The sequence below is a fragment of the Vulcanococcus limneticus LL genome, from assembly GCF_002252705.1.
Classification (GTDB): Bacteria; Cyanobacteriota; Cyanobacteriia; order PCC-6307; family Cyanobiaceae; genus Vulcanococcus; species Vulcanococcus limneticus.
Genome location: NZ_NQLA01000008.1, coordinates 60951 through 85431, shown reverse-complemented (window position 1 = coordinate 85431; position 24481 = coordinate 60951). Strand labels below are relative to the sequence as shown.

General features: G+C 71.2%; 25 protein-coding genes. 14 read left to right on the top strand and 11 right to left on the bottom strand.

Annotated features, from left to right (window positions below; all coding sequences use genetic code 11):
* Positions 1–93: 93 nt before the first annotated feature.
* On the bottom strand, positions 94–1008 hold the full coding sequence (locus CJZ98_RS06030) for a hypothetical protein (RefSeq protein ID WP_094589405.1): 915 nt from the start codon (positions 1006–1008) through the stop codon (positions 94–96).
* 104 nt (positions 1009–1112) lie between these two features.
* On the opposite strand from CJZ98_RS06030, the gene mfd reads away from it, so the two are divergent.
* From mfd to CJZ98_RS06015, 4 genes are all read left to right on the top strand, one after another.
* Entirely contained in the window at positions 1113–4724 is a 3612-nt protein-coding gene (mfd, locus tag CJZ98_RS06025; protein ID WP_094589403.1) for a transcription-repair coupling factor, read from the top strand.
* A 63-nt stretch (positions 4725–4787) separates the two neighbouring features.
* Positions 4788–4964, top strand: a complete 177-nt coding sequence (locus tag CJZ98_RS18745; protein WP_198537533.1) for a hypothetical protein — start codon at positions 4788–4790, stop codon at positions 4962–4964.
* A 242-nt stretch (positions 4965–5206) separates the two neighbouring features.
* Positions 5207–5725, top strand: a complete 519-nt coding sequence (locus CJZ98_RS06020; RefSeq protein ID WP_094589401.1) for a hypothetical protein — start codon at positions 5207–5209, stop codon at positions 5723–5725.
* A complete protein-coding gene (locus CJZ98_RS06015) occupies positions 5722–6249 on the top strand; it encodes a hypothetical protein (protein ID WP_094589399.1) in 528 nt (175 codons plus the stop codon). The genes CJZ98_RS06020 and CJZ98_RS06015 overlap by 4 nt, the downstream gene beginning before the upstream one ends.
* 32 nt (positions 6250–6281) lie before the next feature.
* Here CJZ98_RS06015 and CJZ98_RS06010 read toward each other — a convergent pair whose 3' ends face one another.
* The 4 genes from CJZ98_RS06010 to CJZ98_RS05995 form a co-directional block, all read right to left on the bottom strand.
* Positions 6282–7628 (bottom strand): S41 family peptidase, encoded by a 1347-nt coding sequence (locus tag CJZ98_RS06010; protein ID WP_094589397.1) that lies wholly within the window; start codon positions 7626–7628, stop codon positions 6282–6284.
* A 118-nt stretch (positions 7629–7746) separates the two neighbouring features.
* Complete coding sequence (gene ispG, locus CJZ98_RS06005; RefSeq protein WP_094589395.1) at positions 7747–8997, bottom strand: (E)-4-hydroxy-3-methylbut-2-enyl-diphosphate synthase; 1251 nt, start codon at positions 8995–8997, stop codon at positions 7747–7749.
* A gap of 77 nt (positions 8998–9074) precedes the next feature.
* Positions 9075–9818: a uracil-DNA glycosylase gene (locus tag CJZ98_RS06000; RefSeq protein WP_390625485.1), complete on the bottom strand. Its 744-nt coding sequence runs from the start codon at positions 9816–9818 to the stop codon at positions 9075–9077.
* A gap of 129 nt (positions 9819–9947) precedes the next feature.
* On the bottom strand, positions 9948–10334 hold the full coding sequence (locus tag CJZ98_RS05995; RefSeq protein WP_198537531.1) for a VOC family protein: 387 nt from the start codon (positions 10332–10334) through the stop codon (positions 9948–9950).
* A gap of 180 nt (positions 10335–10514) precedes the next feature.
* Here CJZ98_RS05995 and CJZ98_RS05990 point away from each other — a divergent pair, with 180 nt between their 5' ends.
* From CJZ98_RS05990 to CJZ98_RS05960, 7 genes are all read left to right on the top strand, one after another.
* The gene (locus CJZ98_RS05990; protein WP_094589393.1) at positions 10515–11693 is read left to right on the top strand and encodes a pyridoxal phosphate-dependent aminotransferase; all 1179 of its coding nucleotides are present in this window, start codon (positions 10515–10517) and stop codon (positions 11691–11693) included.
* Between the two features lie 137 nt (positions 11694–11830).
* On the top strand, positions 11831–12715 hold the full coding sequence (locus CJZ98_RS05985; protein WP_408645517.1) for a putative selenate ABC transporter substrate-binding protein: 885 nt from the start codon (positions 11831–11833) through the stop codon (positions 12713–12715).
* 105 nt (positions 12716–12820) lie between these two features.
* Positions 12821–13054, top strand: coding sequence for a hypothetical protein (locus CJZ98_RS05980; RefSeq protein WP_094589389.1), 234 nt, complete (start codon positions 12821–12823; stop codon positions 13052–13054).
* A 137-nt stretch (positions 13055–13191) separates the two neighbouring features.
* Complete coding sequence (locus CJZ98_RS05975) at positions 13192–13980, top strand: phosphonate ABC transporter ATP-binding protein (RefSeq protein WP_094589388.1); 789 nt, start codon at positions 13192–13194, stop codon at positions 13978–13980.
* Between the two features lie 2 nt (positions 13981–13982).
* Entirely contained in the window at positions 13983–15527 is a 1545-nt protein-coding gene (locus CJZ98_RS05970) for an ABC transporter permease family protein (RefSeq protein WP_094589423.1), read from the top strand.
* A gap of 28 nt (positions 15528–15555) precedes the next feature.
* Positions 15556–16233: a GDSL-type esterase/lipase family protein gene (locus tag CJZ98_RS05965; RefSeq protein ID WP_094589386.1), complete on the top strand. Its 678-nt coding sequence runs from the start codon at positions 15556–15558 to the stop codon at positions 16231–16233.
* A gap of 141 nt (positions 16234–16374) precedes the next feature.
* Positions 16375–17301, top strand: a complete 927-nt coding sequence (locus CJZ98_RS05960) for a sigma-70 family RNA polymerase sigma factor (RefSeq protein WP_094589384.1) — start codon at positions 16375–16377, stop codon at positions 17299–17301.
* On the opposite strand, the gene CJZ98_RS05955 is transcribed toward CJZ98_RS05960, so the two are convergent.
* Entirely contained in the window at positions 17298–18062 is a 765-nt protein-coding gene (locus CJZ98_RS05955; RefSeq protein WP_094589382.1) for a TIGR00297 family protein, read from the bottom strand. The two genes, CJZ98_RS05960 and CJZ98_RS05955, sit on opposite strands and share 4 nt — an antisense overlap.
* Before the next feature lie 178 nt (positions 18063–18240).
* On the opposite strand from CJZ98_RS05955, the gene CJZ98_RS05950 reads away from it, so the two are divergent.
* Positions 18241–18621 carry a hypothetical protein gene (locus tag CJZ98_RS05950; protein WP_094589380.1) on the top strand — a complete coding sequence of 127 codons (381 nt, stop codon included), beginning with the start codon at positions 18241–18243 and terminating at the stop codon, positions 18619–18621.
* A 70-nt stretch (positions 18622–18691) separates the two neighbouring features.
* Here the strand turns inward: CJZ98_RS05950 and CJZ98_RS05945 are convergent, their stop codons facing one another.
* Positions 18692–19531: an RsmE family RNA methyltransferase gene (locus CJZ98_RS05945; protein ID WP_094589378.1), complete on the bottom strand. Its 840-nt coding sequence runs from the start codon at positions 19529–19531 to the stop codon at positions 18692–18694.
* Positions 19532–19534: 3 nt separating this feature from the next.
* Positions 19535–19993, bottom strand: a complete 459-nt coding sequence (locus CJZ98_RS05940) for a DUF3531 family protein (RefSeq protein ID WP_094589376.1) — start codon at positions 19991–19993, stop codon at positions 19535–19537.
* Positions 19994–20086: 93 nt separating this feature from the next.
* On the opposite strand from CJZ98_RS05940, the gene CJZ98_RS05935 reads away from it, so the two are divergent.
* Both CJZ98_RS05935 and hslO read left to right on the top strand, forming a co-directional pair.
* A complete protein-coding gene (locus tag CJZ98_RS05935) occupies positions 20087–20722 on the top strand; it encodes an ABC transporter ATP-binding protein (RefSeq protein WP_094589374.1) in 636 nt (211 codons plus the stop codon).
* A gap of 32 nt (positions 20723–20754) precedes the next feature.
* Positions 20755–21669 (top strand): Hsp33 family molecular chaperone HslO, encoded by a 915-nt coding sequence (gene hslO / locus CJZ98_RS05930; RefSeq protein ID WP_094589372.1) that lies wholly within the window; start codon positions 20755–20757, stop codon positions 21667–21669.
* 40 nt (positions 21670–21709) lie between these two features.
* Here hslO and CJZ98_RS05925 read toward each other — a convergent pair whose 3' ends face one another.
* The 3 genes from CJZ98_RS05925 to CJZ98_RS05915 all read right to left on the bottom strand — a co-directional run bounded on the left by CJZ98_RS05925 (position 21710) and on the right by CJZ98_RS05915 (position 24479).
* Positions 21710–22429, bottom strand: a complete 720-nt coding sequence (locus tag CJZ98_RS05925) for a CPP1-like family protein (protein WP_094589370.1) — start codon at positions 22427–22429, stop codon at positions 21710–21712.
* Between the two features lie 50 nt (positions 22430–22479).
* On the bottom strand, positions 22480–22758 hold the full coding sequence (locus CJZ98_RS05920) for a hypothetical protein (protein ID WP_094589368.1): 279 nt from the start codon (positions 22756–22758) through the stop codon (positions 22480–22482).
* An 80-nt stretch (positions 22759–22838) separates the two neighbouring features.
* Positions 22839–24479: a peptide chain release factor 3 gene (locus CJZ98_RS05915; protein ID WP_094589366.1), complete on the bottom strand. Its 1641-nt coding sequence runs from the start codon at positions 24477–24479 to the stop codon at positions 22839–22841.
* Positions 24480–24481 lie beyond the last annotated feature (2 nt).

Sequence of the window (24481 nt, the reverse complement as noted above, 5' to 3'; positions counted from 1 at the left end):
AGAACAGGGGACCGGTCCGCTCCTGCTGGCCGCGCATCCGTTCAGTGCCGTTGGGCCATTCTCCCGCGGATCGGTTGGTTTTTCAGCAGCCTCCTAGAGCTGGGGAGCCGGGGCCGTCCTGGCTCGGCAGTTGGCCTCCAGCAGTTGAATCCCCAGCTCCAGCCGCGCCTGGTTGGCATAGGCCTCCTCCTCCAGGGCCCGCTCCCTGGGAGAGGCGCGGGCATAGATCGGTTCCTGCAGGTGGCGCTGCGCCTCCGCATCGACCTGCCGCGACAGCCCCAGCGGCATGGGCCGCGCTCGCAGGTGGCCGTTGCGGCAGCTCTGGGCCACGTGAATCGCCTCGTGGTTGAGCACCTGGGCGAACTGGCGGCTGCCCTGGCCCGGCACGTCCGGACGAATGCGCAGCAGCCCGGCCCGGGGCTCCCACTCGCCGGCGGCCCCTGGTTTGCGGGGGGGACCCAGCACCACCAGCACGCCCCGGCTGCGCAGGGCAGCCAGCAGGCCGGCAACGGCAGCCCGCTCTTGCTCAAAGCGGGGCGGGTACCGCATCAACAGCTTGATCTGCTCGATGCTGAGCGGCGGATCGCTGCGGCGGCGCCGGTAGCTGTAGCGGATATGGCCACCTGGCAGGACCTCGGCCCTGGGTCGCCAGCTTTTGTCCGCCGCGTCGAGCTGGCCATAGAGGGAGGCGTCCCGTTCGGCGGTGAGGGGGGCGTCCTCGGGCCGGGGCCGGGGGGGACCGGTGATCAGGTCCGTCACCTGGCCGGCCAGGGCCGCCAGCGGACCCTGGTTGGCATCCGGCAGCGGCCGCTGCCGGGGCAGCACCACCCCGAAGGTCGCCGCCGCCAGGCCGCCCGTGACCAGCAGCAGTGCCACCGCCGCCCAGGGACGCACCAGCGGCACCCGCTCCAGCGGATCGCCGCACCAGCCGCAGATCGCCACCCCGTCGGCCCGACGGGCCAGCCGCAGGGGCCGGGGCCGGCAGTAGGGGCAGCGGTACGAGCTCATGGATCCGGTCGGAGCCCACTCCGGCATCGCCATCGATTCTGGCCCGGTCCACGGGGCACCGGGGTCCCTTGCGAGGATGGCCCGCTGCGTTCAACCCAGCCCCGATGCCCCTCACCGCCCTGGTGCGCCAGCTGCAGCAGGCCACCCTCACCGGGGAGGTGCTGGAGCGCAGCAAGCGGCCCGAGCGCTTGCGGCTGAGCGGAGCCGGTCGGGGGGCCAGGGCCCTGGTGAGCAGCGCCCTGGCCGGGGCCGCCGAGGCGCCGCTGCTGGTGGTGGTGCCCACCCTGGAGGAGGCTGGCCGCTGGGCGGCGCTGCTGGAGCTGATGGGCTGGCCCAGCTGCCAGCTCTACCCCACCAGCGAGGGCAGCCCCTACGAGCCGTTCGACCCCACCAGCGAGATCACCTGGGGCCAGCTGCAGGTGCTCAGCGAACTGCTGGATGCCAGCGGCGGCACTGGGGCCAGCGGTGCGGCGAAGCGGATGGCGATCGTGGCCACCGAGCGGGCCCTGCAGCCGCACCTGCCGCCGCCTGAGGCGCTCCAGGCCCAGTGCCTGAGCCTGCGCAAGGGCGACGCGGTGAACCTCGAGCAGCTGGGCGAGACCCTCACCCGCCTGGGCTACGAACGCGTGCCCACCATTGAGCAGGAGGGCAGCTGGAGCCGCCGCGGCGACATCGTGGACCTGTTTCCGGTGAGCGCTGAACTGCCGGTGCGGCTGGAGTTCTTCGGGGAAGAGCTGGAGAAACTGCGGGAGTTCGATCCCGCCTCCCAGCGCTCCCTCGATCCCATTGCGGTGGTGCGCCTCACCCCCACCGGCTACGGCCCACTGATCGCTGACGCCCTGCGCGAGGCGATGCCCGATGGCCTCGATCAGCTGCTCAGCCCCGAGGCCAGTGACCAGCTTCTGGAGGGGGGGACCCCCGAAGGCCTGCGGCGGCTGATGGGCCTGGCCTGGCAGCGGCCCGCCTCCCTGCTCACCTACCTACCCGCCCATACCCTGATCGCGGTGGATGAGCGGCGCCACTGCCTCTCCCACGGCCAGCAGTGGGCCGACCATGCCAGGGGGCATCACGGCGAGGTGTGCCAGGAGCTGGCCGAGGCGGCCGGCGTCAGCGCCGAGGCGATCGCCGCGCTGCTGCCGCCGCTGCTGCACCGCCAGCCCGCCGAGGCCCTGGAGCAGGCCGAGGCCTTCGGCGGCTTCGATCTGGCCGAGCTGCACGAAACCGACACCCACCCCAACTGCCTCGATCTGGCCTCCCGCTCGGTGCCGGCCTATCCCAACGCCTTCGGCAAGTTGGCGGGGCTGGTGAAGGGCTTTCTGGCCGAGAAGGCCACGGTGTGGCTGCTCTCGGCCCAGCCCAGCCGGGCGGTGGCGCTGCTGGAGGAGCACGACTGCATCACGCGCTTCGTACCCAACCCGGCCGATTTCCCCGCCATCGAGCGGCTGGTGGGGCAGGGCACGCCGGTGGCGCTCAAAACCAAGGGCACCGCTGAGCTCGAAGGCCTGCAGTTGCCGGCCTGGAAGCTGGTGCTGATCACCGACCGGGAGTTCTTCGGCCAGCACAGCCTGGCCGCCACCGGCTACGTGCGCCGGCGCCGCAAGGCCGCGAGCCGCACGGTGGATCCGGGCAAGATGCAGCCGGGCGACTTCGTGGTGCACCGCAACCACGGCATCGGCAAGTTCCTCAAGCTGGAAAAGCTGGCCATCAGCGGCGAATCCCGCGACTACCTGGTGGTGCAGTACGCCGACGGCCTGCTGCGGGTGGCCGCCGACCAGCTGGGCAGCCTCGGCCGCTACCGGGCCAGCACCGATGCCCCGCCAGAGCTCAACCGCATGGGCGGCACGGCCTGGACCAAGGCCAAGGAGCGGGCCAGGAAGGCGGTGCGCAAGGTGGCCGTCGATCTGGTGAAGCTCTACGCCGAGCGCCACCAGGCCCCGGGCTTCGCCTTCCCCGCCGATGGCCCCTGGCAGAACGAACTGGAAGATTCGTTCCCCTACGAACCCACCCCCGATCAGCTGAAGGCGATCACGGAGGTGAAGCGCGACATGGAGCAGCCCCAGCCCATGGACAGGCTGGTGTGCGGCGATGTGGGCTTCGGCAAGACCGAGGTGGCGATCCGCGCCATCTTCAAGGCGGTCACCGCCGGCAAGCAGGTGGCGATGCTCGCCCCCACCACCGTGCTGGCGCAGCAGCACTGGCGTTCCCTGAGCGAGCGGTTCGCGCCCTATCCGCTCAAGGTGAGCCTGCTCAACCGCTTCCGCACCGCCGGTGAACGCAAGGTGATCCAGCAGGGTTTGGCCGAGGGCACCGTGGATGTGGTGGTGGGCACCCACCAGCTGCTGGGCAAGAGCACCACCTTCAAGCAGCTTGGGCTGCTGGTGGTGGATGAGGAGCAGCGCTTCGGGGTCAATCAGAAGGAAAAGATCAAGGCCCTCCGGAAAGACGTGGACGTGCTGACGCTCTCCGCCACGCCGATTCCCCGCACCCTCTACATGAGCCTCTCGGGGGTGAGGGAGATGAGCCTGATCACCACGCCGCCGCCCCTGCGCCGGCCGATCAAGACCCACCTGGCGGCATTGGATGAGGAGGCGGTGCGCAGCGCCATCCGCCAGGAGCTGGATCGCGGTGGCCAGATCTTTTACGTGGTGCCGCGGGTGGAGGGGATTGAGGATGTGGCTGCCGGCCTGCGGGCGATGATCCCGGGGCTGCGGCTGCTGGTGGCCCACGGCCAGATGGCTGAAGGGGAGCTGGAGAGCGCCATGGTGGCCTTCAACGCCGGCGAGGCCGACCTGATGCTCTGCACCACGATCGTGGAGAGCGGCCTGGACATCCCTCGGGTGAACACGATCCTGATCGAGGACGCCCACAAGTTCGGCCTGGCCCAGCTGTATCAACTGCGGGGCCGGGTGGGCCGCAGCGGCATCCAGGCCCACGCCTGGCTCTTCTATCCCGGCGATGCCTCCCTGAGTGAGGCGGCGCGCCAGCGGCTTCGGGCGATCCAGGAATTCGCCCAGCTGGGCAGCGGCTACCAGCTGGCGATGCGCGACATGGAGATCCGCGGTGTGGGCAACCTGCTGGGGGTGGAACAGAGCGGCCAGATGGAAACCATCGGCTTCGATCTCTACATGGAGATGCTGCAGGAATCCCTCGCTGAGATCCAGGGTCAGGACATCCCGGCGGTGGACGACACCCAGATCGACCTGCCGATCACCGCCTTCATCCCCGGCGACTGGATCACTGAAAACGACGAAAAGATGGCCGCCTACCGCGCCGCCGCCGACTGCAGCAGCCAGGAGGCCCTGCTGGAGTTGGCGGCCGGCTGGGTGGATCGCTACGGCGCCATCCCCGCGCCGGTGCAGTCGCTGCTGCAGCTGATGGAGCTGAAGCTGGTGGCCAGGCGCTGCGGCTTCTCGCGCATCAAGCCGGAGAAGCCCAACATTGCCCTGGAGACGCCGATGGAAGAGCCCGCCTTCCGGTTGCTGCGCCAGGGCTTGCCCCAGCACCTGCACGGCCGCCTTCTTTACCAGGCCGGTGCTGGCACCACCGCCAAGGTGTTGGCCCGGGGGCTGGGGGTGCTGCCGGCCGAGAAGCAGCTGGAGGAGCTGATGGGCTGGCTGAACCAGATGGCCGCCCAGATCCCTGGCGCCGATGGGCTCACCGAGGCCCAGCGGGCCGAGCAGCTCAAGGCGCAGAACGCGGCCGTGCTGAGCGTGTGACGCCCCTCTCATCCAGCTCAAACGTTCGTTACAATCCGTAGACCAACGCAACCTGGCCGGTCCATGGGCGAACTGATCGATGTCACCGGCGGCCTTGGGGATGGCTTTGGTCTGATCTCGGCTCTGGTGAGCGTTCTTGCCCTCGGCATTTACGCCCTCACCCAGGGCGACACCGGCAACGACGACGACGACTCCACACCCGGCGGCGGCCTGATGCAGCCCGTGGGCGGGCCCGCCTGAGACCTGCCGGTCACAGTTGGTCACACCCCCAACTGGGATCGGATGGCCGGATCCGAGCGGGCGCGAACAGGCTGGAGTGACGACTTCTCCACCCCGTGGACCGTTCAGCGCCCACTCCTTCAGCGCCCCCTGCTCCAGCGAGCTCCAAGCCTGGGGCTAAGCCGCCCCAGAACAGCTCTGGACTCGGCGCTCCAGCGTGGATCGATGTTCTGGTACGCGCGGCTTGTCCCGCGGCGATCGTATTGCTCGCGTCTTCCGCCCAGGCGCGCGATCCCACCTGGCAGGCCATCGATCAGTTGCGGCTGCTGTTGAGCCGCTCCGGTGTTCAGGTGCTGCAGCGCGATTGTGGTGAGCGCGGCCTGCAGGGGCTCTACCACCACCGCAGCGACACCATCGTGGTCTGCCGGGTGCACACGAACCCTGCGGCCGTCTGGAACACCCTGGCCCATGAGGCCACCCACCGCATGCAGGCCTGCCGCGGCGGTTCCCTCACCGATCCGCGCTATCACCAGGGCATGGCCCGTGCCTTGGCGAGCCGGGCACCGGCCGATCTGAGCTCCCTGCGCCTCTACCCGCCGCGAGAACGGCTCAGCGAGCTGGAGGCCCGCTACACCGCCCAGCTGCCACCCACGCAGGTGTTCCAGCTGTTTGAGCGCTACTGCGGCAGTGGCCGCCGCCTCGCCAGCGAGGGCCGCCTGGCCCGATCGGCTTTGCATCGCCCCACGTCTGGCCTTGCCTTTCCACCCCCCAACCAGCCATGAACAACCTCCTGCTCTCCCTCGCCATGGCCTTCCTGGGCCAGGGCGGCGGCTTTGCTCCCGGTCTGGGCTTTGGCATGCCTGGTCTGGGCTTCGGGGGCTCCGGTTTCGGGGTCCCTGGGCTGGGCCTGCCTGGCCTGGGCGGCGGCTATGGGGGTGGCTATGCCCCAGTTCCCTATCCGAGCGCCGCTGGCCAGGGCTCGGGCTGGTCTGCGGGCAGCCTGCCGGTCGCCACCCTGGCGGTGGTGCAGTGCCTCTATGACAACGGCAGCATCGATGGCGGCCAGGCCCGCAGCCTGATTCAGCAGCAGGGGCTCCGTCGCGGCTGGGCCCAGGGCTGGGAAGCCGGGATTGCGCCCAGCCAGGTGGGCCAGCTGATCGGCAGCGCCGGCGGTTGCCAGCCGCTGCTGGCCCAGCTCGGCCGCCGCGGCAGCCGCATCGCCACGGTGCCCTTCACGCCGGGGCGCCGCAACCAGCTGCCGCTCTCCAGCGAGAGCGAGGGCTTCGGCCTGGCCCCCTACCGCTGAGGACCTGATGGCCCTGGGTCTGAGGCCCCCGATCAGGGCTTGGCCAGGGCCGCCGGCAGGTTGGCGCTGTTGGGGTTGTAGGGCTGGGTGGCGGTTGCGGCGCTGCGCAGCTGCTTGAGCAGGGTGGATTCGGCGGCGCGGTACTGGCTGTCCCGCTTGGTGCCGAGGTCCTCCAGCTTCAGCTTCTGGGCTTCGGCCTCGCTCAGCTTGGCCGACACATCCGGATCGATGCCGTGTTTGTGGATGTCCCGGCCGCTGGGGGTGAGGTACTTGGCGATGGTCACGGTCATGCCGGAGCCATCGGAGAGCCCCCGCACCGACTGCACCAGGCCCTTGCCGAAGGTCTTCTGACCCACCAGCACGGCCCGCTTGTTGTCCTGCAGGGCCCCCGAGAGGATTTCGCTGGCGCTGGCCGAGCCCTCGTTCACCAGGATCACCAGCGGGCGCTTGGTCAGGGCGCGGCCGTTGGCGCGCTTGGTGTCCTGGATGCCGTCGCGGGTCTTGGTGGACACGATGATCCCCTCATCCAGCCACTGGCGGGCGATGGCGATGCTGGCCATCAGCAGGCCGCCGGGGTTGCTGCGCAGGTCGAGCACGTAGCCCTGCACCTGCTTGCCCTCCAGATCCTTGACCGCGGCCGCCATGTCCTTGGCGGCGTTGGCGTTGAACTGCTTGAGGCGGATGTAGCCGACCTTTGTGCCATCCCCGCTGGTGTTCACCTGGTGTTCCACCGCGTGCAGCTCGATCCGCTCGCGGGTCAGGGGCGTGTCGATCACCTTGCCGGAGCGGCGCAGCTGGATCGTCACCTTGGTGCCGGCCTGGCCGCGGATCAGTTTCACCGCGTCCTCGGTGCTCATCCCCTTGGTGCTCTTGCCGTCGATCGATACGATCACGTCCTTGGGCATCACCCCGGCCCGGGAGGCGGGGGAGCCCTCGATCGGCGACACCACCACCAGCTCCTTGGTGTCCTTGTCGAGGCTCAGCTGGATGCCCACCCCGGAGAGTTCCCCGGAGGTGTCGATCTGCATCTCCTTGAATTCCCGCGGATCGAGGAAGCGGGTGTAGGGATCATCCAGGGTGGCGAGCATGCCCCGGATCGCCTCATAGCTCTCCTTGGTGCTGCCGTAGCTCTTGGCCAGCAGGTCCTTGCGCAGGGTCCGCCAGCGGTCGGTGGTGTACTTGCCCGTGGTGTCCAGGTAGTCGCGGAAGACGATCTGCCAGGCCTGATCCATCACCTCCTTGGGGCTGTCGCTCACCAGGGAGGCAACACCGGGGGCCGCCAGCAGATCGCTGCCGAGGATGGCGGAGGCGGCAAGTGTTCCTGCCCCCACCAGCACCCACACACCGGTGCGATGTCTAGCGGTGCGACGCCTGGCCATGCGGCGAACTCCTGGTGCCAAGGGGGTTGTGCTTCAAGCTAGCCCCTGCGCGATGGCTGGGAGACGGAGGAGAACCGAATCAGTCGGCTCAGCGGCACATGGTTCTGAGCCCCCGGCTTCAGGGATCGACCCAGCGGCCGTCCTCCTTGATCAGGGCGATCAGGGCCTCGACGCCCTCGGCCTCCGGCACGCGCCGGATCTCGTCGCGGCCGCGGTAGAGGGAGATCACGCCGGGGGTCTTGCCCACATAGCCGTAGTCGGCATCGGCCATCTCACCGGGTCCGTTGACGATGCAGCCCATCACGGCGATGTCCAGACCCGTGAGGTGGGCCGTGGCGTTCCGCACCGTGTGCAGCACCTCTTCCAGATTGAACAGGGTGCGGCCGCAGCTGGGGCAGGCCACGTATTCGACCATCGTCTTGCGCAGCCCCAGGGCCTGCAGGATCGAGTAGCAGACCGGAATCTCCTTCTCCGGCGCCTCGGTGAGCGAGACGCGGATCGTGTCCCCCAGGCCCTCCGCCAGCAGGGTGGCGATGCCGGCGGTGCTCTTGATGCGGCCGTAGTCGCCGTCGCCGGCCTCCGTCACGCCCAGGTGAAGGGGGTAGGGGAAGCCCTCGGCATCCATCCGGTCGGCCATCATCCGGTAGGCGGCCAGCATCACCGGGGCGCGGGAGGCCTTCATCGACACCACGATGTTGTGGAAGTCGAGGCGGTCGCAGATGTGGATGAACTCCATCGCGCTCTCCACCATCCCCAGCGGCGTGTCGCCGTAGGTGAACAGCATCCGCTCGGCCAGGGAGCCGTGGTTGACGCCGATGCGCAGCCCCTTGTCCTGCTCCTTCAGCAGGCTCACCAGTGGTTCCAGGGTGGCCTGGATGCGATCCCCGATGGCCGCCACCTCCTCCGGGGTGAACGCGGTGCGGCCGGGGTCGGGCTTGTCGAATACGTACAGGCCCGGGTTGATGCGCACCTTGTCGACGTGCTGAGCCACCTCCAGGGCGATCTTCATGCCGTTGTGGTGCACGTCCGCCACCAGGGGCACCGGTCGGTAGCTGTCCTCAAGACGCCTGCGGATCTCCCCCACCGCCTTGGCGTGGGCCAGGCTCGGCACCGTGAGCCGCACGATCTCGCAGCCGGCCTCATGCAGCCGGCGGATACCGGCGGTGGCGCCTTCCACATCGAGGGTGTCCTCGTTGATCATCGACTGCACCACCACCGGGTGCTCGCTGCCGACCCACACGTCGCCGACGCGCACGCTGCGGGTCTTGCGGCGGCGGATGACGGTGTCGTAGCGGGGGTTCAGGGCCCAGTCGGGGGTGGCCGGTGCGGCGGCGGCGGTGCTGTCGGTGCGGGCCGGGGCGGCGGTCATCGCTGGGGGGCCGGGAGACGCGGCAAGCCTGTCACAGACTGCGGGTCAACTGGCTGGCGTGGCCACCGGTCGAGGTTTCAGGGCGAGACGGAGTCGCCGGCCTCCAGCTGGGCCAGCCGGCGCCGCACGTCCTGCAGGTCCTGCCAGGTGAGCCACTTGGGGCTGCCCCGTTCCCTCGAGGCGTTGCGCAGGAGATAGGAGGGATGGAACAGCGGCATCAGCCAGCGGCCCTCCCACTGGCGCCACTGGCCCCGCAGCTTGGTGATGCCGCCCTTGATGCCGAGCACCCCTTCCACGGCGGTGGCACCCGCCAACAGCACCACCTGGGGCTGCACCAGCGCGATCTGGCGCCGCAGGAAGGGCAGGCAGGCCGCCATCTCGACCGCGGTGGGCTTGCGGTTCTCCGGCGGCCGGCACTTCACCACATTGGCGATGTAGGCATCGCGGTTGCTGTCGATGCCGACGCTCTCCAGCATCCGGTCCAGCAGCTGGCCCGCCTTGCCCACGAAGGGGGAGCCGCTGGCGTCCTCCTGGGCGCCGGGGCCCTCGCCGATCACCATCAGCCGGGCCCCGGGGTTGCCGCGGCTCACCACCACCTGCTGGCGGCCTGCCGCCAGGCCGCAGCCGCGGCAGGCGGCGCAGCTGGTGGCCAGCTCGGCCAGGGCCTGGTCGCGGCTCGCGGGATCGAGGGCCTCCAGGGCCACCACGGGGCTGTCACCGCCCATGCCGCCGCCGCCCACGGCCGCGACGCCCGCCGCCCGGCCCCCAAGGGCCGCGCCCGCGCCGTCCGGGAGCAGATCAAACAGGCTTGCCTCGCTCACATCGGGCCTGGCTGCTGGACAGGGGGCCGCGATCCTATGGAGTCACGGCTCGCCTTGGCTGGCAGCTATCCCGAGCTGCGCCGGCCGGCGCAGCTCGGGAGTGGGCGGTCGGGCCGTGGGTGGATCGCCTCAGGCCGCCACCAGCAGCAGCAGCCGGTTGTCCTCCGGATCCGTCAGCCAGGCCTCCCAGCCGAAGGGTTCCTGGCGCGGTCCTTCCAGCAGCCGGGCGCCGGCGGCTTCCGCTTCCGAGATCCAGGCCTGCAACATCGCGCCACCAGTGCCCTCGGGACCGGCCCGGCGCTGCAGGCAGAGGGCCAGCCGGCCTTCCTGGCGGGGCCGGCGGCGGGAGCGGGCGGGGGCATAGATCTCCAGCCGCCCACCGGCGGGCAGGCCCACGAGCCAGTGGCTGGGTCCCTGGCCCGCGACGGGCGGCTGGTGCAGCAGGGCGCCGTAGAAGGCCGCCAGACCGGCCGGATCATCCGCCGCCAGCACCCAGCGGCAGGAGGGGGCGTCCATGGGGATGGCGCGGGGAGCTCAAGTCTGGTGTCGACAAGCTGGCGTTAGCCAGCTGGTGTCAACAAGGCCCGGACAGATCCGCCGAACGGTCCGCCCTGCGACGGGGGCTGGCCGGAGGGTAAGGCAGGATGTGGGCTAGTCCTGGTTCCCCTTGGGGTGCCGCCGCCCATCGCTGCACCGATGCCGCGCCCGTTGCCGCTCTCTGCCCGGGCAGAAGCTCTGCAGCCCTCCCTGACCCTGGCCATCGCCGCCCGCGCCAAGGCCCTTAAAGCCGAGGGGCATGACATCTGCAGCCTCAGTGCTGGAGAGCCGGACTTCGATACTCCGGCCTTCATCCGCAGGGCCGCCGCCGAGGCCCTGGAGTCTGGCCACACCCGCTACGGGCCTGCCGCCGGCGAACCGGCGCTGCGCGCCGCCATCGCCGACAAGCTCACCCACGAGAACGGCGCCCTCACCGCCGCCGAGCAGGTGCTGGTGACCAACGGCGGCAAGCAGGCGCTGTACAACCTGTTCCAGGTGTTGCTCGGCCCCGGCGACGAACTGCTGCTGCCGTCCCCCTTCTGGCTCAGCTACCCGGAGATGGCCCGGCTGGCCGGTGCCTCGGTGCAGCTGATTCCCAGTTCGGCCGCTGAGGGCTTCCGCCTGGATCCCGAGCGGCTGGAGGCGGCGATCAGCCCCGCCAGCAAGCTGTTGGTGCTCAACAGCCCTTCGAACCCCACCGGCATGGTGTTGAGCCGGCCCGAGCTGGAGGCGATCGCGGAGGTGCTGCGCCGCCATCCCCAGGTGGCCGTGGTGTGCGACGAGATCTACGAATTCCTGCTGGCCCCGGGCCACACCCACCACAGCTTTGCCGCGGTGGCGCCCGATCTGGCCGATCGGGTGTTCATCGTCAACGGCTTTGCCAAGGGCTGGGCGATGACCGGCTGGCGCATCGGCTGGCTGGCGGGACCGAAGCACGTGGTGGCCGCCGCCAGCGCCCTGCAGAGCCAGAGCACCAGCAATGTGTGCAGCTTTGCCCAGTACGGCGCCCTGGCGGCGGTGAGCGGCCCGCGCGACTGCGTGCGGGCCATGGCCGCCCAGTTCAACGAGCGCCGCGCCCTGCTCTCCGATGGCATCAGGGCCCTGCCGGGCCTGCAGCTGCTGCCGCCGGAGGGGGCCTTCTATGCCTTCCCGGATGTGAGCGCCAGCGGCCTGGACTCGATGACCTTCTGCAACCGGCTGCTGGAGGAGCAGGGCCTGGCGACCGTGCCCGGTGGTGCCTTCGGCGACGACCACTGCATCCGCCTCTCCTGTGCTGCGGCCCCGGACACGATCCGGGACGGCCTGGGCCGGTTGCGGCGCTTTCTGGAGAGCCTCTGAGCGAGGGGCCCCCTCCGGGCCGCCACAATCCGGGGGTCTCCCCCTCGCTTGCGGCGATGTTCCGTTCCTTCCCCCTCCGCCGAGAACGCTCGGCCGCCGTGCTGGCTGGCCTTGGCCTGGCCCTGCTGCCGGTGGCCATGCCCCCCCTGCCCAGCGGCGCTCCAGGCCTGCTGCCGGCCGCCCAGGCCCAGCAGAAGGCCCCCCAGACGGTGCTTCGCATCAGCGCCATCCCGGACCAGAAGCCCGAGAAGCTCAATCGGCTCTATCCGCTGGTGGCCAATGAGCTCAGCAGGCAGCTGGGCGTGCCGGTGAAGTACGTGCCGGTGACTGACTACACCGCCGCCGTGACGGCCTTCCGCACCGGCGATCTGGACCTCGTGTGGTTCGGCGGCCTGACCGGCGTCCAGGCACGGCTGCAGAAGCCCGGCGCCCAGGTGCTGGCCCAGCGCGACATCGACGCCAGTTTCCACAGCATCTTCATCGCCAGCACCAGGAGCGGCCTCAAGCCGATCACCGGCGTGAAGGGCCTGGCCCAGCTCAAGGGCAAGCGTTTCACCTTCGGATCGGAGAGCTCCACCTCTGGCCGCCTGATGCCCGAATACTTCCTCGGCAAAGCAGGCGTGAAGACCACGGACTTCAGCGGCGGCACGGCCGGATTCAGCGGCAGCCACGACGCCACCATCGCCCTGGTGGCCAGCGGCGCCTACGACGCCGGTGCCGTGAACGAGCAGGTGTGGCGCGCCAGCCTGCACGACGGCAAGGCCAAACGCGACAAGGTGATCGCCATCTGGAAGACCCCCGGCTATCAGGACTACCACTGGATCGCCCAGCCCGATCTGGATCGGCGCTTCGGCAAGGGCTTCACCGCCAAGCTGAAGGGCGCGATCCTCAGCTGGCGCCCCAGCAACCCGGAGCAGAAGGTGATCCTGGGGCTGTTCGGCGCCCAGCAGTTCACCGGCGCCGATGCCAAGGCCTACGGCCAGATCGAGCAGGTGGGCCGCCAGATCGGCAAGATCCGCTGATCCCACCCTGCTGCGGTCGGCACCAGCTGACAGCCGCTGCGGGCCCCATCACACGGGGCCCGCGATCTCCTGCACAATCAACAGCAATGGGCGCCGCCTGAGCCGATGGGTCTGCTGATCGATCTGGTGCTGTTGCTGGCCGGCTTGGTGCTGTGGATGCGCAGCAGCAGCGAGGGCGATGACGTCTGGTCGCTGTTCCTGCGGGTGCTGGTCTGTCTCGATCTGGTGTTTCTGACCATTGGCAACGGCCAGTTGCTGCTTGAGCTGCCGCTGCTGGGCCTGGCGTTGGCCCTGCCCTCGGTGCAGCGGCTGGAGCAGCGCGAGCGGGAGGCACGATGAACCCCCGCGGCCCCGATCTGCTGGAGGTGGTGCTGGTGGCGCTGATCCTGGTGCTGGTGGTGTTCCGGCTCACGCACGTGTAGCCCGAGGGGCAGGATGGCTCCACTCCGGTTCCCCCCCTGCCTCCCGCCCGAGCCATGGCCGTCCCGCCCGAGCCCGGCCCCCTGGGCCCGGGATTGCCCTCCGTTCCCCTGCTGGAACTGCAGGCCGTCACGGTGGCGGGCCGGGGCCGGCCCCGGCTCGATGGCGTGTCGCTCCGGATGGGGCCAGGCGAGCGGGTGGCGCTGCTCGGCCCCAGCGGCGCCGGCAAGAGCACGCTGCTGGCGGTGGCCAACGGCCTGCTGCGACCCAGCGTCGGCGCCGTGCGCTGGCAGGGGGCAGCGCCGGCCCGCTCACCCCGGGCCCAGCGCCTGCAGCAGGCCCGCATCGGCACCCTCTGGCAGGACCTGCGCCTGATCGAGGAGCTCACGGTGCAGCAGAACCTCAATGCCGCCCGACTGGCGGTGTGGGGCTGGCCGCAGGCCCTGCTCAACCTGCTGCTGCCCCTGGAGACCGCCGCCTGCCGCGAGGCGCTGGTGCGGATGGATCTGGATCCGGCCCTGCTCGCCCAGCCGGTGTCCGCCCTCTCGGGGGGGCAGCGCCAGCGGGTGGCGATCGCCCGCGTGCTGCGCCAGGAACCCCAGCTGCTGCTGGCCGATGAGCCCCTGGCCAGCCTCGATCCCCGGCTGGCGACGGATCTGCTGGCCCTGCTGCTGCGCCAGGCCGAGGCGCCGCGAGCCCTACTGCTGAGCCTGCACCGCCCCGACCTGCTGGCCGGCTTCGATCGGGTGATCGGGCTGCGGGCTGGTCGGATCCTGTTCGATGGGCCGATGGCGGCCGTAGGGGATGCGGCCCTGGCGGAGCTCTACGGCAGCGAGGCGCCGTGAGGGTGCGGCTCGCGGCGCCGCTGCTGCTGCTGGTTCCGGCCCTGGTGCTGCTGCCGATCGGTCTGGCCCTTCCGGGTCTGCTGCATGGCGGCGGCTGGGACCTGGTGGGCCAGTTCCTGCTGGCGGCCCTGCGGCCCTCCCTCGATCCACTGGTGCTGTCCTCGGCACTGCGGGGCCTGGCGGTGACCGCCGGCATGGCCCTGCTGGGCTGGGCCGCCAGCCTGGTGCTGGGGCTGTTGCTGGGCCTGGCCAGCTCCCGCATCCTCTGGCGCACCCTCGCGGGTACCCCCTGGCCCGCCCAGCTGCTGCGGCGCCTGCTGGCGCTTCCCCGCTCGATCCACGAGTTGATCTGGGGGTTGTTGCTGCTGCAGCTGCTGGGCCTGCAGCCCGCCGTGGCCGTGCTGGCGATCGCGATTCCCTTCGGTGCCCTGGTGGCCCGGGTGGTGAGCGACCTGCTCGATGCCCTGCCCACCGCGGGCCTGGAGGCCCTGCGGGTCGGCGGCGCCCCGGGGCCTGCGGCCCTGCTCACGGCCCTCGGCCCCCCGCTGCTCCCCGGGGTGATCAGCTACGGCGGCTACCGGCTGGAGTGCGCCCTGCGCAGCGCCACCCTGCTGGGCGTCTTCGGGCTCGGGGGACTGGGCACAGACCTGAAACTCACCCTGCAGTCGCTGCAGTTCGATGAGCTCTGGACGGGGCTGTGGCTGCTGCTGGCGCTGATGCTGCTGCTGGAGGCCGGCATCGGCCTGCTGCGGCGTCGCTGGGGCATGCCCCAGCGCCTGGGGCTGGCGGCTGGTGGCGTGGGCCGCAGTGGCCGGGAGCTGTTGCTGGGTCTGCTGGCGCTGATCCCGCTGCTGCTGGCGGTGGCCTGGGGTCTGGAGGTGAACCCCCTGGCCCTGCTGCACTGGCAGCCGCTGCCGCCCCTACCCGCCGGCGGCTGGGGGGTGGCCCTGGCCCTGCCCTGGCCAAGCCTGGTGGGGAACACCCTGCTGCTCACCCTGCTGGCGGCTGGCCTGGCGGTGGGGGTTGCCCCCCTGCTGTTGCTGCTGGTGGCGCCCTGGCCCTGGGGGCAGCTGCTCCTGCGGCTGGGATGGGCCCTGGGGCGCCTCTGGCCGCCGCCGCTGACGGCCCTGCTGCTGCTGCTCGTGCTCCAGCCCGGCGTGGTGACGGCGGCCCTGGCCCTGGGCTTCCACAACCTGGGCATCCTGGGCCGGCTGCTGCTGGAGGCAGCCCAGGCAGCGGGCCCCGAGCGCCAGGAGGCCCTGGCGTCGGCGGGGGCGGGTCCGCGGCTGGCGCTGCTCTACGGGCGCTTCAGTGGCCTGGCCCGCTCCTACCTGGCCTACGGCGCCTACCGGGCCGATGTGATCCTGCGGGAAACGGTGGTGGTGGGTCTGGTGGGGGCCGCGGGCCTCGGCAGCCAGCTGCTGGAAACCCTCAGTGCCTTCGCCTGGGACCAGTTGCTGGCCCTGCTGGCGGTCTACGCCCTGCTGACGCTGCTGGGGGAAGATCTCAGCGACCGGCTCCGCCGCCGCCTGCTGGCGGCTGGCTGAGGCCCGCCCCGACCCCGCCCTCCCGCCCATGCCCCTGGCCATTCCCCGCAAGCTGATCGTGCTGGGGGACAGCGGTGTCTACGGCTGGGGCGATCCCGAGGAGGGCGGCTGGTGTGAGCGCCTGCGGCGCCACTGGATGGGCCTGCCTGAGGGTCCGGTGCTCTATCCACTCGGGGTGCGGGGCGACGGTCTGGAGCGGGTGGCGGCCCGACTGATGGCGGAAGTGAGCTGCCGCGGCGAGCTGAGGCGCCAGCGGCCGCAAGGCATCCTGCTGGCGGTGGGGCTGAACGACACGGCGCGGGTGGGCCGCCCCGATGGCCGCCCCCAGCTGGCTGAGGACGCCTTCCTGTTCGGCCTGCAGCAGCTGTTGCGCGAGGTCCGCACGATCGCGCCGGTCCTGGTGCTGGGGCTGACGCCGGTGGTGGAGGAGGTGATGCCCTATGCCGAGGTGCTCTGGTACGACCTGCAGGCCGTGCGTCGCTACGAGGGCCTGCTCGAAGAGGCCTGCCTGGACGCCGATGTGCCGTTCCTGCCACTGGTGGACCAGCTGCTGGCCGATCCCGCCTGGCCCCAGTGGCTGGACGGCGACGGGGTGCACCTCAACGGCGAGGGCCACCGGGCCGTGTACGAGCGGGTGCGGCGTTGGCCGGCCCTGCTGGAGTGGGCCGGGCTGCAGCCGCTGCTGGCCGCCACCCCACTGGTCTGACAGGGGGCTGGCGCCCGGCGCGGGCCTGCCAAGCGGCTGCGGGCAACTCCCCTGAACGGGGGATGGGAATTCCCCTGGCGGCGGGAGGGGCCGCAGGGGCCACCGCGCTGACGCTGAATCTGAAGTTTCCCAGGTCCGGCCATGCCGTCCCCCCGCACCGCCACCGCCGCCAGCCCCGAACCGCAGAGGGGTCCAGGGCGTCCCTGGCCCAGCCAGCAGCGCCCCAGCGGCCAGCAGCGGCCGGCCTCGCTGCGAGGTCCACGGGTGGGCGGTGGCGGCACCCCGGCCCACCGCCACAACGCCCAGCAGCTGGCGGCCTATGGGGGCAGCCGTTGCCTGGGCCTGCGCAACAGGGTGGTGAGCGCCAACCTGGGCCTGGTGCGCCAGATCGCCCGGCGGGAGGCCGCCCGCTGTGCCATCCCCTTCGAGGATCTGCTCCAGGAGGGCAGCATCGGCCTGATCCGCGCCGTGGAGGCCTTCGATGGCAGCCGGGGTGCGGCGCTGAGCAGCGTCGCCGTGCCCTACGTGCGCGGCAGGATTCGCCAGCACGTGCGTGACCGCGGCTGTCTGCTGCGCGGCTGCCGTGGCCTCAAGGAACTGCATTACCGCGGCCTGCGGCTGCAGCAGGAGCGCCTGCATCGCGGAGCCCCGCCCCTCTCTGACTCCGCCATGGCCGAGGCCCTGGGCTGCACTGCCCAGCGCTGGCGTGAGGCCCTGGGGCAAGCCCGGGCCCAGCAACTCAGCAGCCTTGATCAGGCGGGCGGCCCCGGCGGCCTGGAACCCGCCGAGGCCGGTGGCTGCGGCCCGCTCGAGCGCCTGGTGGATCCCGGCACGGGCGGCGATCCCTACGCGCGGCTGCAGGCCGAGGAGCGGGGTCAGCTGCTGCGGCGCCAGCTGGCCGCCCTCGACCCCCAACAGCGGGAGCTGGTGCTGGGGCGGGTGCTGGAACAGCGCTCCTGGCGGGAGCTGGGGCGCTGGCTCGGCACCAGTGCCCGGGTGGCGCAGCGCCGCTTCGAGGGCCTGATGGAGCAGCTCCGGCTCGAGCTGGCCCCGCGGCTCGCGCTCTAGGCCAGCAACAGGGCCTGGGCCAGACCCATGGCCAGCAGGGCGGCGATCAGGGTCTGCAGGGCGTTGACCAGCTCGTTGCTGAGCCAGGCCAGCCGCGGCTGCAGCACCGCGCCGATCAGGCTCTCGATCAGGGTGGCCGCCAGCCCCACTCCCGCCACCAGCAGCCAGGGCTGCCAACCCTGCAGCAGCCCTAGCTGCAGCAGCACCAGGGCCATCAGGGCACTGCCCGCCGCGCTGGCGGCGGTGCCCTCCAGGCTGATGGCCCCCTCGGTGCCGGGCGGCACGGGGCGCAGGCTGGTGATCAGCAGCGTGTGCCGCCCCCAGCGTTTGCCGATCTCGCTGCCGCAGGTGTCGGCCAGCTTGGCGGCGAAGCTGGCACTGAACCCGATCAGCAGCAGCGTCACCGGAGCCGAGGGCAGCACCGTGAGCAGGGCCAGGGCGGCGCCGGTGGCGGCTGAGCCCCAGACGTTCTCCGGGCCGCGCCTGCCACCCCGGGCCTCCGCCAGGCCCAGCTCCTGCTTGCGCCGATAGCCGAGGCGGGTCACCAGGGAGCCGAGGGCCAGGTAGAGCACCACCGCCAACCAGCCCCGCCAGCCGAGGCTGCCCCAGAGCAGCGTGCCGAGGATGCCGGCATGCACCCAGCCGGAGCGGGTGAGCAGGGGCAGCCGCTGGGCCAGGGCGATCAGGGCGGCATTGAGCAGCAGGGCCCCCAGCCAGCCCTGGAGGCGCTCCGGCGAGGCCAGCACCATCAGTTCCAGCATCGGGGGCGTGGCGATCGCGGTGGCCCCCAGCTCAACACGGCGGCGGCTGGGGAGCCAACCGCTCCTGGCGCCGGAGCCAGCACCCTGGACCCCAGCTCTGTTGCACTGCCCTAAGCCCAACCCGCCTTGGGCGCTGCGGCGGCAGATAATCGGGGCCACCGCCTCGACTGCCGGCGCCATGGTCTTCAATCGAAAGGGCTCGTTCTTTCTGAATCTCGACGACAAGGCCACCGAGCAGCCGGTTGCCGTCGCCCCCGTGGCGGCCGCCCCCGCTGCCGAGAAGCCGGCTACGGGTGCCCAGCCCGCTGCCCCGTCCAAGGCTGCCCCCCAACCCGCAGCGGCGGCCAGCGCCGAGCAGGCAGGCCCGGTGCTCACGACCGCCGAGGCCATCGCCGCCGAGCTGCGCGCTGCCCAGGCCAACCGCCCGGCCCCCAGCAAGGCCACCTTCGCTCCCGATAACCTCGTTCCCGGTGGAGCCCTGCCGGTGCGCCGCCGCCGGGCCGGAGCCAACCTGGCCGAGTTCAAGGCCGTGGCCGGCAGCCTGCTCGGCAAGAAGTGAGACTCGGGCCGGGCGGGTCCTGAGTTCTTGCTGAGCTAACGCAGGCCCGGCCCATGGACTGCACCAGTGCTCAGCCCCCCCAGCGCCCGGTTCGCCAGGCGGCCAGGCGGGCGAGTCCCGCCACCGCGGCAGTTGAGCTGCGCAGGATCTGGGGACCCAGGCTCACCGGCAGCCAGCCGGCAGCTTCAGCGCCTTGCTCCTCCTCGCTGCTCCAGCCCCCCTCCGGCCCGCAGGCCAGCCAGAGGGCAGCCGGGGCCTGTTCGGCCCGGCCGGGATGGAGAGTCTCCCCAGCTGGAGCCGCTGGGGGGAACACCCGCTCCAGCACCGCCTCCATCGCAGGCAATTGCCCGCGGCGGGTGGTGGCAAACAGCCGCAGCGGTGGGCCGACCATGCCGGTCGCCGACCCCGCTGCCACACCCCCAGCCGCCGGTGCGCCCAGATCCTCCCGGGCGGCCCGCGGCTCCAGGATCTCGGGCAGCCAGAGCCGCTCGCACTGTTCCGCCGCCTCCCGGGCGATCGTCCGCCAGCGCTCGGGCCTGAGTCCGCCCAGCACCGCGCCGTGGTCCGAGAGCCAGGGCACCAGGCGGTCTACCCCCAGCTCCACGGCCATGCGCACCACCAGGTCGTAGTCGCGTTTGACCACCGCCGCCGCCAGCACCAGCTGGGGTGCGGGTGCCGCCATCCGCAGCAGCGGCGTCGCCAGGGGCTGTTCCAGCCGCGCCCAGCCCCGCTCCTCCAGCACCGCCTCCCACAGGCCGCCCGCCCCATCGGTCACGGCGAAGCCGTCGCCGTCGCCGTAACGCAGCACCCGGGTGAGATAGCGGCTCTCCTCGGCCGTCAGCTCCAGCCGCGGCGCCTGCCGGGCCAGCCGTTCGGGCGCGATCAGCAGCCGGCGCCGTTCACGGGCCATGGCTCAGGTGTCGGGGTCGTCGAGGGGGAACAGGCTGTCGGGATGCTGTTCCACCGGCCAGTCGTCGTTGACGCCGCCGATCAGCAGCTCCTGGATCTCCACCACGTCGCTGTTGAGCTGGTGAAGGCTGTTGATGAGCACGTCGAGGGCCACCCCATCGCTGGTGCCCAGGTCCACCCAGCAGCGGCCCCAGTCGGCCTGGTATTCCATCTCGCCCATGTTGTGCATCAGGGCGGGCAGGGCCCGCTCGGCGCCATCGCCCTCGTAGGCCATCCAGCTCACGTCCGCCCCCTCCTCGTGCACCTGCAGGTTTTCGGCGTTGAAGCCGCCGAGCTTGCCGAGGAAGAACCAGCTGTCGAACACCGTCTCCACATAGCCGCGCTCCCCCTGGCCCGGGGGCGCCGCGAAGCGCAGCCAGATCCAGCAGTTGAAGGGATCGAACTCGCGGAAGCGGATCTCCATGGGCAGTGATGCGGCGGTGGTCCCATCCAACATGCTGGGGCCACCCCCGGGCCAGCCCGGGAAGGCCAGCCTCGGCCTGATCCGGCACCCCCCATGCTCGAGCTGCAATCCCTCCACTACCAGGCGGCCACCGCGCCGGAGCCGGTGCTGCGCGGCGCCAGCCTCAGCCTCGAGCCCGGCCAGCCGGCCCTGGTGGCGGGCCGCAGCGGCAGCGGCAAGACCACCCTGCTGGAGCTGATCAGCGGCCTGGCCCAACCGCAGCGGGGCGCGATTCTCTGGAACGGCACCGCCCTCAACGCCCGCCAGCGGCGCTGGCTCTGCGGCCTGGTGTTCCAGTTCCCCGAGCGCCATTTCCTTGGGCTCACGGTGGGCCAGGAGCTCAAGCTCGGCCAGCGGCGCCTGGCCAGCGAGCAGCTGGAGCGGGTGCTGGCCCAGGTGGGTCTGGCGGGGCTGTCCTTGCAGCAGGCCCCGGAGCGGCTCAGCGGCGGCCAGCAGCGGCGCCTGGCCCTGGCGGTGCAGCTGCTGCGCGATCCGAAGGTGCTGCTGCTGGATGAACCCACCGCCGGGCTCGACTGGTCGGTGCGGGGCGAGGTGCTGCAGCTGCTCGACCAGCTCAGCCGCGAGCGGGTGCTCCTGGTGGTGACCCACGAGCCCGAACTGTTCGAGGGGGTGGTGGACCGCCGCCGCGCCTGGCGCCTGGAGCAGGGCACGCTCCGTACGATGCCCTGAGTTGTGGCCCGGCGGGCAGGGAAGACACGGGCATGGCCGATCAACTGGTACGCGCCACGGCCGCCGGGGGCGGCATCCGCCTGGTGGCGGTGAGCACCACCACCACCCTGCGCTACGCCCGGCGGCGCCATCAGCTCTCCTTCCTCACCACGGTGCTGCTGGGCCGGGCGATGACGGCCGGTCTGCTGCTGGCCTGCTCGATGAAGGTGCGCCACGGCAGGGTGAACCTGCGCATCGCTTCCGATGGGCCGGTGCGGGGGCTGATGGTGGATGCGGGCCGCGACGGCACCGTGCGCGGCTACGTCGGCAACCCAGGTCTGGAGCTGGATCTGGTGACCGAGGCGGACGGCCTGCACCACTTCGACTTCAAGGCGGCCACCGGCACCGGCTACCTGCACGTGGTGCGTGACCTGGGGGAAGGCGAGCCGTTCAGCTCCACTGTGGAACTGGTGAGCGGCGGCATCGGCGATGACGTGGCCTCCTACCTGCTCCACTCTGAGCAGACCCCCTCGGCGGTGTTCGTGGGCGAGCAGATCGACAGCAGCGGCGTGCGCTGCTCCGGCGGCGTGCTGGTGCAGGTGTTGCCCAAGGCGGCCCGCGAGCCCGCCCTGGTGGCCCTGCTGGAGGATCGTTGCCGCGAGATCCGCGGCTTCAGTGGTCGGCTGGCGGAGTGCCAGGGCAATCTGCAGGCCCTGCTGGAGGACATCTTCCCGGATCTGGACCCCCAGCTGCTGGAGGACGCCGAGGCCCATACCGAGGTCAAGTTCCACTGCCCCTGCAGCCGACGTCGCAGCGTCAACGCCCTCAAGCTGCTCGGCCAGGCGGAGCTCGGCGAGATCCTGCGCGAGGACGGCAAGGCCGAACTCACCTGCCACTTCTGCAACGAGGTCTACACCCTGGAGGCCGACGAGTTGGAGGAGCTGATCGCCGAGTTGGCGGCGGTCTGAGCGGGCCCCGGGCTGCCGTGGCTCTCGATGCCCTGGCGGCTCAGGCGATCAGCAGTGCCCCCAGCAGCAACAGCAGGATCGCCGGCAGGCTCTGCACCTGCGGGGGGGCCAGCGGCAGTCCCAGGGGCAGGGCTGGATCCAGCAGCTGCAGCGCCAGGCCGCCAGCCAGCAGTCCCAGGCTGAGCAGCAGCACGCTCCAGCCCACCGCCGGCAGCAGGCGGCCGTTGCGCCGCTGCAGGTTGACCACCGTTACGCCAGTGGCCAGGGCCAGCACCAGCTCCGCCGACGCGGCGGGGGCGAACAGCAGCAGGGCCAGCAGGGCGCCGTGGCTGGCCAGGGGGAACCAGCGCTCGCGGCCTTCGGCCAGGGCGAAGCGCGGCAGGCTCAGGTTGGGCGCCTGAAAGGCAGGGCGACCCAGGGCCGGAAGGGAAGGCAGCACCGGCAAGGCCGGGCGCGTGGGTGGCGTGGCCAGAGCCGGGCGGGTGGCCTCCCGCTGGGAGGCGCTGCGGGCTGCGCTGCTCACCTTGCCCTGCTGGCGCTCCTTGAGCCGGTCCATCAGCACCGCGTCGTAGGCGGCCTCGATGCGGGCCTTGGCCTGGGGGTCATCGCCCAGCTCGGCCAGCCGGGCCTGCTTGGCCTCCTGCACCGCGTCGAAACTGGCCTCGGGGCTGATGCCCAGGCGCTCGTAGGGCGACGGCTGGGTGCCTCCGGCATCTCCAGAGCGATCGGCGGAGGGATCGGATCCGGCTCCCTGGTTCATGCCTGGCCCCTCGGGCAGCGCGTGCTCTCCCGAGCGTAGGGAGCCGCAGCTCAGAACAGCGGTTCGCTGTGGCGATAGCCACCCTGCTGCAGGCGACGGCTCTGCAGTTCGGCCTCATCGCTCGGCAGCCACTGACGGCGCTTGAGCAGGGGCATCTGGGGGGGCAGGTGGCTGCCCTCGCGCATCTCCACCTGGTCGAGCCCAGTGGCGGGCTGATCGGTCATGGCACTACCGCCATGGCCAGGGGTGCGGCTGGCCGCCGGCTGGAAACTCACGTAATCGCTGCCGCCGTCGGCGCGAGGCCGAACGAGCCAGAGAGGTCGGGCCATCGGGATGACAGGTGCTGTGACCTTTCGTTGCAAACGATTCTGGCGGAGCCGCGTGCCCGCCGTGGATCCTGGCCCCTGGCTCAGAGCGCGATCGGCTCCACCCCACTCACCACCGGCGCCACGGCACTCAGCTCCAGCTCCGGGTGGTCCTCGGCCAGCTGGCCCAGATTCCAGTTGTTCTTGAACAGCAGCACCGGCCGGTCCCAGGCATCGCGCACGGTCTTGCAGTTGAAGATGCGGCCCACCTGCTCCAGGGCCGGCCAGCCGCCCACCACCCAGCGGGCCACCGAGAAGCCCAGGGGCTCGATCCGCGTCTGCACGCCGTATTCATTCTCCAGCCGGTATTGCACCACCTCCAGCTGCAGCTGGCCCACTGCGGCCAGGATCGGATCGCGCTTGCTCTGGTCGGTGTCGTAGAGGATCTGCACGGCACCCTCTTCGCGCAGCTCATTCACCCCCTTGCGGAAACTCTTGAAGGCTGAGGGGTTGGGATTGCGCAGCCAGGCGAAGATCTCCGGGCTGAAACAGGGGATGCCCTCATACTCCACTTTCGCGCCCACATATAGGGTGTCGCCGATGGCGAACATGCCCGGGTTGTTGAGGCCGATCACATCGCCTGGATAGGCGTCCTCCACTACCTCGCGGTCCTGGCCGAACAGCTTCTGGGGGCGTGAGAGTCGGATCGCGCGGCCGGTGCGGGCGTGCTGCACCGTCATGTCCTTCTCGAACTTGCCGCTGCACACCCGCACGAAGGCCACCCGGTCGCGGTGGCGCGGATCCATGTTGGCCTGCAGCTTGAATACGAAGCCACTGAAACCGGGCCGCAGCGGATCCACTGGACCCTCGCTGCTGCTGCGGGCGATCGGCTTCTGGGCCAACTCCAGAAAGGCATCGAGGAACGGCCGCACGCCGAAGTTGGTCATCGCTGAACCAAAGAACACCGGGCTGAGTTCGCCCGCGTGCACCAGCTCCAGGTCGAGGTCGGCGCCGGCGCCATCCAGCAACTCGAGTTCCTCCAGAGCTGTAGCCAGGAGGTCGAGCTCCACCAGCCCGCTGTCCGCAGCCTCCTCGGCCGACAGGCGCCGCTCTTCGCTCTGGCGGCCCCGCTCGGCCCGCTGAAACAGGATCACCTGCTTGCTGCGACGATCGATCACGCCGCGGAACCGGTCGCCGCTGCCGATCGGCCAGTTCACCGGCCAGCAGGCCAGCCCCAGCTCCTGCTCGATCTCATCGAGCAGCTCCAGGGGCTCACGCCCTGGCCGGTCCATCTTGTTGATGAAGGTGAAGATCGGGATGCGCCGCATCCGGCACACCTCGAACAGCTTGCGGGTCTGGGGTTCGAGACCCTTGGCCGCATCCTCGAGCATCACCGCGTTGTCGGCGGCGGCCAGCGTCCGGTAGGTGTCCTCCGAGAAGTCCTGGTGGCCGGGAGTGTCCAGCAGGTTGATCGTGCTGCCGCTGTAGTCGAACTGCAGCACGGTGGAGGTGATCGAGATGCCGCGCTGCTTCTCCAGCTCCATCCAGTCGGAGGTCACCTTGCGCTGCTCGCCCTTGGCCTTCACGGCGCCGGCCTGCTGGATCGCACCCCCGTAGAGCAGCAGCTTCTCGGTGAGGGTGGTCTTGCCCGCGTCCGGGTGGGAAATGATTGCGAAGTTGCGGCGGCGACCCACGGCCTCGGCCAGGGAGGCGGCGTCGGGGTGGGTCTGGGTGGGGCTGGTCATGG